Raw genomic sequence first — 13128 nt, 5'->3', positions numbered from 1 at the left:
ATACTGTCTACTTGACAGGGGTCACTCCATATATTACATGTTCTTTTCTTTTTATTCATTCATACTAAGTAATAGTGGAAAATATAGGTTGATTTGTAGTTTAATAGTAAAGAGAGTGAGTGGTTTTAATTTTCTTTATTTTATAATTATTTAAGGATTCAAATGTTTTAATAGGGGGAAGGTAAAGTGAAATTTATACGTATTGAAAAAGATGAAATCCTAATTAATAATATGGCAAAATTGTATTGTAAAGCATTTGAGAAAACAAATTTTACTGAAATGATTGAAAGAATGAAAAGACATATAGAATATGCAGATTTTAAAGGTATAGTAGCAATAAATGATGAAAATGAGGTAGTTGGTTTTACTTATGGTTATCGCTCATTAGAAGGACAGTACTATAATCAATTAATGAGAGAAGCGTTAAATCTAGAACAAGCAGACGAATGGTTACAAGATTGTTTTGAATTTGTAGAGTTAGCAGTTCACCCACAATATCGAAATGAAGGTCTTGGAATGAAATTACATAATGAATTATTAGAAGGGATTTCAAATAGAACGAGTATTTTAACAACACAAATAAACAATGAAAAAGCGCGTTCTTTATATAAAAGATTGGATTGGGTGGATGTATTAGAGCCATTTCACCCAAGTAAAAGTGATGCTCCATATGTAATAATGGGAAAAATATTAAAGACAAAAGTAAATTAAAAACTATATCGTTCACAAAAGTTATCAGTTTATAACAATGGAGGGGAAAACAAAAATGACAATAATATCTATAGAAAAAGCTACAATTTTAGATGCTGAAAAGTTAACAGAAATAATGAAAAGAACATTTGATGAAGAAGCAAAGCGATGGTTATACGCCCAAGGTGATGTAATTGATTATAACATTCAACCGCCAGGATATTCTTCAGTTGAAATGATGAAATATTCAATTGAAGAATTGGATACTTACAAAGTGATAATGGATGAAAAAGTAATCGGGGGAATTATAGTTACAATCTCTGGTAAATCGTACGGAAGAATCGATCGTATTTTTGTAGAGCCTTTTCTTCAAGGAAAAGGAATTGGATCGCGGGTTATGAAGTTAATAGAAGAAAAATTTCCGAACATAAGGATTTGGGATCTTGAAACATCTAGTAGACAAATTAATAATCATTATTTTTATAAAAAAATGGGCTATGAAATCATTTTTAAATCTGAAGATGAGTATTGCTATGTAAAAAGAAAAAAAGTAGATGCAGGTGGAGAGAACCTAATTAAAAATAAAGATATGAAAAATGGTCAATACGAAAACTGTAATTTGGTTCATACAGAATATTATCAAGTGAACTTAAAAAATAGTGCATTTGTTGGTAGTAATATAATGCATATGAATATGAGTAATTGTAATGTAAGTCAATCAAAGTTTAGGAATATAAACTTTAGAAGGTCTTCATATGCAGATTTAAATCTTTCTAGTAGTACATTTAATTTGGTGACATTAGGTGGAGTGCAATTCAAAAATACAAGTCTTGGAGATGAGAAGGAACCTCTTTCATTTGAAAACTGTGATTTGGAAGGTAGTACAATACATAATAGTAACCTGAAAAATATTGAAATAGTAAATTGTGATGTAAATGGTATGAAGATAAATGGTATTCCAATAGAGAATTTGCTTGAGTTATATAATAAGGTGAAGATTTAAGGTATATGGGTTGTTAGGATAAGATGTTTGGAAATTAAGTGTTATACCGAAATAGTTATGTAAAAATAACATAAAGAAATACAGGTAAGAAAGGATTTAATGTAGGGTTCTAGAATGATAATATTGTTATTTATATGGAGGGGGAGGAATATGGGAATCAACATACGAGCAGTAGAAATACAAGATGCTAGAGCAATTCATCGTATATGTATACAGGATGAGGTTTTACCTTATATGGTTTTCTTACCTAGCATGCGTGTAGACGCTATGGAAAATAGAATTCGAAACTTAGCACCAAATCAATTTGAATTTGTTGCAGAGTATGACGGGGAAGTAGTAGGTTTTATTGGCTTAACACAAAGTCCGGGACGAAGATCTCATTCAGGCGATTTATTTATTGGGGTAGACAGTGAATATCATAATAAAGGTATTGGCAAAGCACTTCTTACAAAAATGCTTGATTTAGCTGATAATTGGTTAATGTTAGAGAGAGTAGAACTTGGCGTTTTAGAAACGAATCCGAAAGCAAAAGATCTATATGAAAAATTCGGGTTTGTAGTAGAAGGGATAAAGGTAGGGAATTTAAAGGCTCACGGAAAGTTTATAAATGAAATTATGATGAGTCGTTTTAGACCTGGTGGTTTAATTGTACATAATTAATATGTAAAAGCATGACACATCAATGTCATGCTTTTTTTATTGTTATTTGCGATTCGGTAGTTTCGGTTGTAATAAAAATAATGCTAATCCAATGAAAATAATTGAAATTCCTAGTGCTTGTTGTAAAGTAATGGTTTCACTCAAAATAAAATAGGCTAGAACACAAGTACCAATTGTTTCACCTAAAATACTCATTGAAATAACAGTAGCGCTCATCCATTTTAATAACCAATTGAATATCGTTTGTCCTAAAATCGTTGCAATGAAAGCTAATCCAATAAAGGACAACCAAGTTTGTGTAGCGTAATGAATGAAAGATTGTTGCTGCGTATAAGCAAATATACCGAGAAAGCATGAGCTACTTCCATAACTAATTACCGAATATGGTATAAGAGATAAATCTTTACGAATGTGTTGACTAATGAAAAAGTAAGCTGTAATAATTCCGGCCGCCATAAATGCTAAAATATCTCCGTATAAAGCGTCGCCACTAATTTGGAAATCTTGCCAACCAATGACGATACTTCCTGAAATGGCAATGAGGCAACCGATAACCGCTCCTTTCGTAAATCTCTCTTTAAATAAAAAGTAACCACCAATCATTGAAAATAAAGGTTGTAACGTTACGATAACTGTAGAACTTGCTACGGAAGTATATTGTAAGGATTCAAACCATAGTACATAATGTGCAGCTAAAAATAGCCCGGATAGAAATCCGAATCCCCATTGTTTTTTCGATAATGTTTTTAGTTCGTTTCGATTCCTTTTATTAAATAGTAATAACGGTAACAGAATTACTGTAGCAAATAATAATCGATAAAAAGCGATAATCGCCGCAGGAGCATCTGCCAATTTTACAAAAATTGCTGAAGTTGATAAGGCGAATACACCGAAAAATAAGATGAAATATGAAAGAATAGGTGATTTCAAATTCTGTCCCTCCGATAGAATGTTTATTATAATAAACTTAATAAGATATAATGTACAAAGGTAAGTATATAAGACCCTGAGACGATAGGAAAGGATTAGTTGCCTTTGTTTAGTATGTCAGCACAAAGGCAATGAAACATGCAATATGATGGACGAAAGGAAGTTTTTACTATGATACATGATAGACTCGGACAAACTGTATTAAGTTATCGTAAGAAAAATAAGATGACAATTCGTGAATTTGCTGATTATGCAGGGATTAGTACTTCACTAATTAGTCAAATTGAACGAGGATATGCGAACCCTTCTTTAAGTGTATTAGAATTAATTGCGAAAGCATTAAATGTACCGTTATTTACACTTTTTATTAATGAGATTGATACAGATTCACTCATTTCTAAGAAAAAAGATCGAAAAAAAGTATATCGGGAAAATAATGATCACATTGTATATGATGTATTAACACCGGATTTTATGAAAGCGCGTATTGAAATGTTGATGATGGATTTAAATAAAAAAGCAAGCACAACGGAAAGTCACTATTCACATGAAGAAAAGGAAGAGATTGCGGTTGTCATGAAAGGGGAAGTGTATGTGGAATTAGAAGGAAAAGAATATTTTTTAGAAGAAGGTGATGTTGTACGTATCCCACCAAACGTGAAGCATCGATTTTTGAATAAAAGTAATGAATCGAATCACATTTTATTTGTATTAACGCCATCTTTAGGATGAGTACAAAATGAGTTTTATAATGGGGGATAGAAAATGGAAGATAAAAGTGTGTTAAAAGGCGGCCTTTCAATTATTTCTCAATGCAAAAAACAAACAAATGATATTTGGCATGCACATTACGGGGCAGCTGCAATTGCTAGTTATTTTTTCATGAAAGATAATAATATTGAGGAAGAGATAGCTCGCAATATGCATTCTCATACAAAAATGATGCTGAACAAGCAAAACTTAGATGAAATCATCGATAGTAAAGAAGAAATTGATTTTCAAAGTGCCGAAAAAATGATAATAAAATCATTGGAACATACAATTGATGAACTTCATTGGGCGGGGCATAATGTTATTTATGCGGCATTAAGTTTATTAGCTATGAAAGAACTACAAAAATGGGGCGATAATCAAGCAATAGAAGGGATAACGGACCTTATATTATCATTTCAAAAAACAATTCCCGGTAGATCGTGGATTGGTTTTACGACGAAGGAAGTAAAACAATTAAGTATAAAAGATGAGATACGAAGTGAATTAAGAAATCCAAAACAATTATCTAAGTTTATTTTAAATGAACTATCGGAGTTTAAGAGTATTTATAGAGCAGAATCACATCATGATTTAATTGGCCATATGCTTACTTTTTCCCACGCAATTAATATAATGTATGATTTAGGATATAAAGATATATTTCAAAGAGGAATACGTCCACTTTTAAAACTAGTATACGTATTGCGTGCTAGTAAAAAGATTATGCTGAATATTGAAATAAATATACATTCACCTATAGATCATTTACCTTTAATTGAATCTAAACGTGCTCACGTATTACCAACGGAAAATCAATTTTGGCTAAAAGACTATAGTAAATTCGATTGGGATTTTGGACATATTTTCAAATTTTCATATAGTTATTTTGATCATATAAAGAGAACTCCGGAATATAAAGATATAACATTAGAGAAATTCCGATTTGTTATTAATACGTAATATAGTGAATGATCTGTATAAAGGGGCTAAATTTAAAATTTCTTTGTTGATAGTATATTATTTTTATATTTGTAAGATTTTACATGCGCATTTTACTTTTACTAATTATGTAAGTAGGCTATACTAAAATACATACATTTTATTATTGGAGAGAAATAAAACGACATGGAATTAGTAAAGCTAGAAAAAGTAATTGAAGTGAAAAAAGAAGAATTATTGAATCTAGTTTCAAATTATGGACTTCAGCATGAAAAAGTAATAGAGCTCAGCCAAGAAATAGACAAATTAATAAATTGGTTTATGTTTTTAAAATAGAAAGAACTATGACGTGGTTTGAATATGTTATAGTTCTTTTTTATTTGGAAATTCAAAAGTATATTCGATATACTGTTAATAAACGGAATATTCAATTTGGAAAGAGGGTAATTAATGATTTTACATACGCATATTTCAGGCGAAGGGGAACCAATTGTGCTTCTACATTCTGGTGGTATGACGGGTTTAGTAGAGTTTGAAGAACAAGTGAAATTTTTTACAGAAAAACAATATAAAGTAATTCGTCCTGATTTGAGAGGACATGGAGAATCAGGAGGTACATTAGATAATTATTTTCTGTGCTCTGCTGATGATTTAAATGATACGCTAGAACATTTGCGAATTAATAGTTGTCACATAGCGGGTGTTTCACTAGGGGGATTAGCCGCTTTATTATTTGCAAAAAAATATCCAGATAAAGTGAGAACATTAACCTTTTCAGGTGTTTTTCCAGTTAAGGGAGATAATTGGGAAGAGTCTCAGGAGTATGAAGCAAAGTGTCATCAACAGTTGATGGAAAATGAAGAAGTTGTAACTTATATGAATCAAATTCATGTAAAAAGTGATTGGAAAGGATTGTTCGAATCGTGGCAAGTTAAGGATTGGTACCCATTTCATGAAACGGGTGATGTAGTTAATCTTCAAATACCTACACTGTGTATTGTCGGGGGAGATTCAGAAGATGAAGTTACAGCTGCTACAACGTTTAAACAATTAAACAAAAATATACATATTGCTGTTATTCCGTTTGCAGGTCATTTAGTACATAATGATCAACCTAAAATGTATTCATATATATTGTCTAATTTCTTACAGAATGCACAAGCTGCTAGTCGACTATGATGATTTTTGGTTATAATAATAAAGGAATTATTAATTGTATCGGTTAGGGGCGCAGCAAATATGAAAACAGTCGTTGTCATCGGTGGAGGTATTACTGGACTTTCTACTATGTTTTACTTAGAAAAATTAAAGAAGGATTATAATATAGATTTAAATTTAATCCTTATTGAGAAAGAAGAGTATTTAGGTGGTAAAATCCACAGTGTGGAAGAAAATGATTTTATTATGGAATCTGGAGCAGATTCTATCGTGGCTCGTAATGAACATGTGTTGCCACTTGTAAAAGATTTGAATTTAGAAAATGAAATGGTATATAACGAAACAGGTATTTCTTACATATACTCTGATAACATATTACATCCAATTCCTGCTGACACTATATTTGGGATTCCTATGAGTGTTGAATCATTATTTAGCAGTACACTAGTCTCAAAAAAAGGGAAAATCGTTGCTTTAAAAGATTTTATTACGAAAAATAAAGAGTTTACGAAGGATACATCACTTGCTGTATTTTTAGAAAGCTTTTTAGGGAAAGAGTTAGTGGAAAGGCAAATTGCGCCTGTACTTTCAGGTGTATATTCTGGTAAATTGAATGAGCTTACTATGGCATCTACATTACCATATTTAGTGGATTATAAAAATAAATATGGAAGTATTATTAAAGGTTTTGAAGAGAATAAAAAACAATTTCAATCAGCAGGAAATAAAAAATTTGTATCATTTAAAAGTGGACTATCTACGATTATTAATCGCTTAGAAGAAGTGCTGACTGAGACTGTCATTAAAAAAGGTGTTGTAACGACTGCTGTAAGTAAAAAAGGTGATCAATATGAGATTTCTTTTGCAAATCATGAGACAATACAAGCTGATTCTGTCGTTTTAGCAGCTCCGCATGATATCGCACAAACTTTATTACAGTCTAAAGAGTTAAACGAGAATTTTAATAAATTTAAAAATTCATCGCTTATAAGTATTTACTTAGGTTTTGACATACTAGATGAACAACTACCGGCTGACGGAACAGGTTTTATCGTAACGGAAAACAGTGATTTACATTGTGATGCTTGCACATGGACAAGCAGGAAGTGGAAACATACATCGGGTAAACAAAAGCTGTTAGTAAGAATGTTTTATAAGAGCACAAATCCAGTATATGAAACGATTAAAAATTATAACGAAGAAGAATTAGTACGAGTTGCTTTATATGATATTGAAAACAGTCTTGGAATTAAAGGTGAACCAGAAGTAATTGAAGTTACAAATTGGAAAGATTTAATGCCGAAATATCATTTAGAACATAATCAAGCAGTTCAATCATTACAAGAAAAATTGGCTGCTCTTTATCCTAATGTATATTTAGCAGGCGCTTCCTATTACGGTGTAGGAATTGGAGCTTGTATTGGAAATGGAAAGAATACTGCCAATGAAATTATTGCTATATTAAATGAAACGCATAATGAGTAGTTTTAAAATATATAAACAAAAATATCCCTCCAGCAAAAAGGAGGGATGTTTTTGTTTTATTTTACAGTAAGTATTATTTTTTTATTTGTTTTGTTATTATGCTGAATTGTTAATGTTACCTTTCCGGATTCTTTAAAGGTGTATGGTGCTAGTTGATAAATTTCCTCAATTTTATGTTTTTCTTTTAACGTACTTGTAGATATGGACGATATAGTAGGTTTCCAATTTTCTTGTTTACCGGAAGGGTAGTCGATTTTTATTTGCGGGTGTTCTAAATGTATTGGTTCCCAAGAAACAAAATACACTTTAGTTTTCACATCTTTTTTCAGTAATTCTTCTGAGAAATAACCGAATTCGCCAATATTACCGAAAACAGTGCGATCTTGATTTTGTAATGTAATATCTAAATGACTAGGTTGATATGTTACTGCGTGATAAATCCCGTATGAAAGAGAAAGTACGGCAGCGATTAAAATACTAATTGAAAATGTTTTTAAGCTATTTCCTTTAAAACTTGTCATCATGAAAGAATTTGGTGTGAATTTTTTTGCGAATAAAAAAATGAGTAATATAAGTAGAAGTGCTAAGCCAATGAAAATATACATAAAGTTAATACACCTCCGTAAGAATAATGATTACCTAAATTTAACATAAAAGTATGGATTAGGGGATTGTTTTACAGGGGGAAATACACTGATGTCTATCTCTTCGTTAATGAGTTAGATACACTTCTCAGACTAACTGGATTTTTAAGTGAAAACGGGGATAAACAGCACGTTGTTATTGAGCGCTAGTCGCATATAAAGAAAAAACAAAGAGAAAATCATCTTTTTGTTTTTTCTAATTTCCAAGAACCAAATATTAATAAGCTACCAATAATAAAACAAATGACAATATTGACTGTTATTAAAACAGGGAACATCGGAAGTTCGTTTTGGATTCCTTTCCCAGTAAGGGCTACGAATACTTCATTTAATGGTATACGATAAATGAAACTAAGTACTAATATAAACGTAATTAATAAAATTTGATTTATCATACTTCCTAGTTTAGACCATCGGTTACGAAGTGATAAGCTAGAATCTTTAAGGGAACTAGTGGCGTCGTATGCGAAACGATTTAATTGTCTTGCTTGTAAAGATGAGAAGAAACCGACTAGTAAACCACCGATTGGTAATGTCCATGATAGCATTGTACATAGTATACCTAACAATGCACCCACATTTGTTACTGTTATCGGATGGTAAGAGTTAAAGTGATGGGATAGTTTGGATCCTAAAAATAAGGATAGAATAATCCCAATTCCATATGGTAAATAAACGCCATAAATCATGAAAGTACTGTTTTTCTGTGACAATGCAAAGAATGTGCCATACAATAGGTAAAAATTAACGATCATTCCTTGTGTGAATCCGAAGTAATAAATAAACTTAGGTAATTGAAGCTGAAATTTCACTTTAGTAATGTATATAGTTAGTAGTGCTATTGCAACAAGAATGGTGACGACTAATAGTACAAGTAGCAGTTGTAAATTTATTTCACGAGTCGCCTTCATAAGGAAAAGTAGTGTAGTAAAGAGAATGAATAATAAAAATGAAGGCACTGAAAAATGGAATGAGTTCTCTACTGTGACTTCGTATGTTGGCATTTTTCTTAGGGATACGTAACAAATATAAAGAGCGATTCCGTAAAATATAAAAGCTAAACTTGCATGATTAGAATTAGCTGTAAATAATATAAGTGGAAGAATCAATATAACTGTTAATAGTGCAAAAAGATATTGATTCCTTTTCATTTTCCTACCAAATAATAATTTTTCATGATATTGGGTAGTTGTATAAAGTGGTAACAAAATACTTGATGCAATTCCCATAAAAAGAGCTGAGATTTCAAGCCAAATTGTTGAAAAAGAAGCTAACGATCCACATATAGTTCCGATAATCGCTACTATTAGAAAGTTTAATAACTGTTCACGTGTGTTTAGTTTTGTTTTAAATGAATGAATAAGAAAAGTACCTGTATATTTAAAAGTGTAGAAGATAATGAGAGGAAACCAACCGTTTAACAGTGTGTTATATGAATTTCCAATAATGATAAAAAGAAAATAAGGTAAGAAGATAATTGTGTTCATGAGAGCGTATGTAAAATAATTATATTTTGTCATAAAACCAACCTCTTAACAGTTCTTGATAATTTGAAATTTAATATATCCCGTAAATATCCGAGTGGTGTAATTAATAATCAGTTGAGGTGAACAAAACTTTTACTGATTAATGTTTCACTTTATAGTAATTATAGCATGAGGTCTAAATGGTAATCAAAAAGCAAGAAGGTATACTCTTAGTTTATATAGAATAAGAAGGATAAAAGCATCGCTAGAAATATTTGATTTATGGGACATTGAGGACTTTCCTAATTATAAATACTTTTTCTGCTATAATAAATGAGTAGAGAGAAAGGAGTGATCCTATGGCATTTCCTATGTTAGAAACAGAACGCTTGCGCTTAGTTGAAATAGAACAATCTTATTGTCAAAAAATATATGAAATATTCTCATTAGATGAGGTAACGTGTTATTACGGTATGAATTCTTTTACTGAGTTTGGACAAGCTTCACGTATGATTGAATCTTTTTCGAAAAATTACTTTGAGAAAAAGGCGATACGTTGGGGGATTGTATTAAAAGAAACAAATACTTTAGTAGGAACAATTGGATTAAATAATTTACAACTTTGGAGCAAACGATCTGAGATTGGATATGATTTACATCCTCGTTATTGGGGGAATGGTTATGCTTCAGAAGCTGCTCGAGAAATTATTACTTATGGATTTCGAGATTTAGGTTTATTTAGAATTGGAGCTATTACATATCCTGAAAATATAACTTCGTGTAATATGTTATCTAAATTAGGTTTTCAAAAGGAAGGACTGTTACGCGGATACATTCATCAAGGAAATAAACAACACGATGCATTAATGTATTCTGTTGTGCGAACGGATGTAGAGCATAATCATTATTAATAAAAAGCCCCTCTTAATAAAATAAGAGGGGCATGTAAAAATTAACCTAACTTAGGTAATAAACGTTCTCCGCTTTTCATGCTACTTTTACATAAAGGGCATTTAGGCTCTTCTTCAAATGAAAAGTTCTTTCTCATCCATCCTAAACAATCCTCTGATTCACATTCCCAAACAGGTGTTTGTTCTGGTGGTACTTCTGCTACATCGTTCTTTCGATTGCGATACATGTAACCACTCCTTTTATGTAAAAATTTTTAGTTATATATTAAAAAGGTTGTTAACCGAGCTGGTAACAACCTTTTTATTGTTTGAATTATAGCTTTACAACGTTTTTAGCTTGAGGTCCACGGTTACCGTCTTCAACTTCGAAACTAACTTCTTGACCTTCGTCAAGAGATTTGAATCCGTCGCCAGTGATAGCTGAGAAGTGAACGAATACGTCGTTACCGTCTGCAACTTCGATGAAACCGAAACCTTTTTCGCTGTTAAACCATTTTACTTTACCTGTTAATGTCATGGTAATGCCTCCTAAAATTTAAAAAGATTACAATATGATCGGCCTTATTTGAATGAAAATAAAAGTTCACATATTATCAAAAACCCATAAGGAGTACGAAATGGTCCTGATTGATACTTGATAATATGCAAAGAAAATATATTGTTAAATTGACCTTAATTACTATCTTACAACAAATGGTGTGAAATAGCAAGTGCTGGTAATACCAGTGAATGATTTGGGTGATAATGGTAAAGGGCACAAAGACATCTCTTTTATTTATATATTATTCCTAATCTGAATTTATTCCAAACAGAAATCATTTATATTAAAAAGTATGTTTAGGGGAAACGATATATATTTTAAGAATACAGATGATCACAACAATAAGGAGGATAGAATATTGCTAAATAAACAATTTAAAATAATTGAAGCAGCAAAAGAAGGGAGAAGAAAAGTTCATCCTGTTCTCGCTGTTATACTTGCTATTGTATTCTTGACTTTAGGTGAATTATTTATGTTATTTATGCTGTTCTTACCGAAAGCAGAAACAACCTTTATGAAGGCGATTTATAGCAATATTGAGATGATATTAACGTTTGGTGGAGCTATATTTTTTGTTTTTTTATGGATTAGATTTGTAGAGAAAAGATCATTTTCATCAATTGGTTTTTGGAAAAATCAATGGATTAGAAAATATTTGAGAGGTGCTTTAATAGGGTTTGTTTTCATCTCAATACCAGTAATTTTACTCTTATTAACAGGTAATGTGAAATTACAAATGCAAGAAATTACAATGACAGCTATATTTGGTATTGTAGGGTCTTTAGTTGCATTTTTAATACAAGGGGCAACTGAAGAAATTGTTGTACGAGGTTGGTTATTCCCGGTTCTCTCTGTTAGAAGCCGTATATGGATTGGGATTGTTGTGACGTCTTTTTTATTTGGTTTTCTTCATTTACTTAATCCAGGTATTACAATTCTTTCAATATCGAATATAATATTAGTTGGTGTATTTGCAGCTTTTTACGCTTTGAAAGACAGTAGTCTTTGGGGGATATGCGCGTGGCATTCGCTGTGGAATTGGGCGCAATTTAATATTTATGGTTTTGCAGTAAGTGGAATGGCAATGTATTCTACACCACTTTTTAAACCTGTAACAAACGGATCGGAATTCCTTCATGGAGGCTCGTTCGGAATTGAGGGGAGTATCATTACAACAATCATGCTTTCTATTGCTTCGATTGTTTTATGGAGACAGTTATGGGGGAGAAAAGCGAAACAACGAGATCTAAGTTAATGAAAGTGGGAGAAACAATGGGGATTATAGTGTTCGAGGGAGCAAGTGCTGTTGGTAAGAGCAGCACGTGTCGTGAATTAGAAAAAAATTATGGTGCTTATATTATACCTGAAGTGAATTTTTTATTTGAAAGACCAGAAAATGAACATAGAACATGGTATTTTGAAAAACAAGTAGAGCGCTGGAAAATAGCAGTGCAGAAATCACAGCAATATGAAATTGTAATACTTGATGGGGACATATATCAGCCACTTAGTTATAATTGGTGCTTTCATTTTGATATATTTAATCAACCGTTATCTTTAATAGAAAACTTTTATAAAGAAAAGATGATAAATAGGGAAATTGGTTTTCCGGATCAATATTTTTATTTGTACACGAATGATGAAGAACTTAGAAAAAGGAAAGAATCTGATGAGACGAAAAGAAGAAGAAACTTTGAAAAGCATTTACATATATCAAAATCGTTTCAGCGTTATTATGAAAATTTAAATACCATAACGGACGGATACTGTAAATTGATTGAAGCGAAAAGTGTAAAGTCGAATGAATTAGAAATTGTAAAAAGTTTAAACAGCTTGAACGTGTGTGAAGAAAGCCGTTTTGATGTTTCGAGGTTAGATGCTATTACGGGGTGGTTAAAAGAGAATCGTGCATAAAAAACAACGAGTGCCTTATAAGGTACTCGTTGTT

General features: G+C 31.4%; 16 protein-coding genes. 11 read left to right on the top strand and 5 right to left on the bottom strand.

The window, feature by feature from the left end:
• The first annotated feature begins 186 nt into the window (after nucleotides 1-186).
• From ACP6L7_RS00330 to ACP6L7_RS00320, 3 genes are all read left to right on the top strand, one after another.
• Complete coding sequence (locus ACP6L7_RS00330) at nucleotides 187-711, top strand: GNAT family N-acetyltransferase (protein ID WP_002141727.1); 525 nt, start codon at nucleotides 187-189, stop codon at nucleotides 709-711.
• Between the two features lie 37 nt (nucleotides 712-748).
• Nucleotides 749-1693 carry a GNAT family N-acetyltransferase gene (locus ACP6L7_RS00325; protein ID WP_141536790.1) on the top strand — a complete coding sequence of 315 codons (945 nt, stop codon included), beginning with the start codon at nucleotides 749-751 and terminating at the stop codon, nucleotides 1691-1693.
• Nucleotides 1694-1843: 150 nt separating this feature from the next.
• Entirely contained in the window at nucleotides 1844-2353 is a 510-nt protein-coding gene (locus ACP6L7_RS00320; RefSeq protein ID WP_097831138.1) for a GNAT family N-acetyltransferase, read from the top strand.
• A 42-nt stretch (nucleotides 2354-2395) separates the two neighbouring features.
• On the opposite strand, the gene ACP6L7_RS00315 is transcribed toward ACP6L7_RS00320, so the two are convergent.
• Nucleotides 2396-3283 (bottom strand): DMT family transporter, encoded by an 888-nt coding sequence (locus ACP6L7_RS00315; RefSeq protein WP_097831137.1) that lies wholly within the window; start codon nucleotides 3281-3283, stop codon nucleotides 2396-2398.
• A gap of 138 nt (nucleotides 3284-3421) precedes the next feature.
• Here ACP6L7_RS00315 and ACP6L7_RS00310 point away from each other — a divergent pair, with 138 nt between their 5' ends.
• The 5 genes from ACP6L7_RS00310 (at nucleotide 3422) to ACP6L7_RS00290 (ending at nucleotide 7618) form a co-directional block, all read left to right on the top strand.
• Entirely contained in the window at nucleotides 3422-4015 is a 594-nt protein-coding gene (locus ACP6L7_RS00310; protein ID WP_306475217.1) for a helix-turn-helix domain-containing protein, read from the top strand.
• Nucleotides 4016-4048: 33 nt separating this feature from the next.
• Nucleotides 4049-4996, top strand: coding sequence for a hypothetical protein (locus tag ACP6L7_RS00305; protein WP_097831135.1), 948 nt, complete (start codon nucleotides 4049-4051; stop codon nucleotides 4994-4996).
• Between the two features lie 165 nt (nucleotides 4997-5161).
• Nucleotides 5162-5311 carry an aspartyl-phosphate phosphatase Spo0E family protein gene (locus ACP6L7_RS00300; protein ID WP_097831134.1) on the top strand — a complete coding sequence of 50 codons (150 nt, stop codon included), beginning with the start codon at nucleotides 5162-5164 and terminating at the stop codon, nucleotides 5309-5311.
• 114 nt (nucleotides 5312-5425) lie between these two features.
• Nucleotides 5426-6154 carry an alpha/beta fold hydrolase gene (locus ACP6L7_RS00295; RefSeq protein ID WP_097831133.1) on the top strand — a complete coding sequence of 243 codons (729 nt, stop codon included), beginning with the start codon at nucleotides 5426-5428 and terminating at the stop codon, nucleotides 6152-6154.
• Between the two features lie 60 nt (nucleotides 6155-6214).
• On the top strand, nucleotides 6215-7618 hold the full coding sequence (locus ACP6L7_RS00290; protein WP_097831132.1) for a protoporphyrinogen oxidase: 1404 nt from the start codon (nucleotides 6215-6217) through the stop codon (nucleotides 7616-7618).
• A 56-nt stretch (nucleotides 7619-7674) separates the two neighbouring features.
• On the opposite strand, the gene ACP6L7_RS00285 is transcribed toward ACP6L7_RS00290, so the two are convergent.
• Together ACP6L7_RS00285 and ACP6L7_RS00280 are read right to left on the bottom strand one after the other, a co-directional pair.
• Nucleotides 7675-8223: a hypothetical protein gene (locus ACP6L7_RS00285; RefSeq protein ID WP_097831131.1), complete on the bottom strand. Its 549-nt coding sequence runs from the start codon at nucleotides 8221-8223 to the stop codon at nucleotides 7675-7677.
• 218 nt (nucleotides 8224-8441) lie between these two features.
• Nucleotides 8442-9782 (bottom strand): hypothetical protein, encoded by a 1341-nt coding sequence (locus ACP6L7_RS00280; RefSeq protein ID WP_098361831.1) that lies wholly within the window; start codon nucleotides 9780-9782, stop codon nucleotides 8442-8444.
• A gap of 305 nt (nucleotides 9783-10087) precedes the next feature.
• On the opposite strand from ACP6L7_RS00280, the gene ACP6L7_RS00275 reads away from it, so the two are divergent.
• Nucleotides 10088-10639 carry a GNAT family N-acetyltransferase gene (locus ACP6L7_RS00275; protein WP_097831129.1) on the top strand — a complete coding sequence of 184 codons (552 nt, stop codon included), beginning with the start codon at nucleotides 10088-10090 and terminating at the stop codon, nucleotides 10637-10639.
• A 41-nt stretch (nucleotides 10640-10680) separates the two neighbouring features.
• Here ACP6L7_RS00275 and ACP6L7_RS00270 read toward each other — a convergent pair whose 3' ends face one another.
• Nucleotides 10681-10866: a cold-shock protein gene (locus ACP6L7_RS00270; RefSeq protein WP_000286203.1), complete on the bottom strand. Its 186-nt coding sequence runs from the start codon at nucleotides 10864-10866 to the stop codon at nucleotides 10681-10683.
• An 86-nt stretch (nucleotides 10867-10952) separates the two neighbouring features.
• Nucleotides 10953-11156, bottom strand: coding sequence for a cold-shock protein CspD (gene cspD, locus ACP6L7_RS00265; protein ID WP_000176365.1), 204 nt, complete (start codon nucleotides 11154-11156; stop codon nucleotides 10953-10955).
• A gap of 382 nt (nucleotides 11157-11538) precedes the next feature.
• Between cspD and ACP6L7_RS00260 the strand changes: the two genes are divergently transcribed.
• On the top strand, nucleotides 11539-12435 hold the full coding sequence (locus ACP6L7_RS00260) for a CPBP family intramembrane glutamic endopeptidase (protein WP_097831128.1): 897 nt from the start codon (nucleotides 11539-11541) through the stop codon (nucleotides 12433-12435).
• Nucleotides 12436-12452: 17 nt separating this feature from the next.
• Complete coding sequence (locus tag ACP6L7_RS00255; protein ID WP_097831167.1) at nucleotides 12453-13094, top strand: DEAD/DEAH box helicase family protein; 642 nt, start codon at nucleotides 12453-12455, stop codon at nucleotides 13092-13094.
• Nucleotides 13095-13128: the final 34 nt, after the last annotated feature.

This window comes from Bacillus silvicola, assembly GCF_050524305.1.
GTDB lineage: Bacteria > Bacillota > Bacilli > Bacillales > Bacillaceae_G > Bacillus_A > Bacillus_A cereus_AT.
Note: the sequence above shows the minus strand (reverse complement) of the source record. Positions and strands in the feature narration are given on the sequence as shown.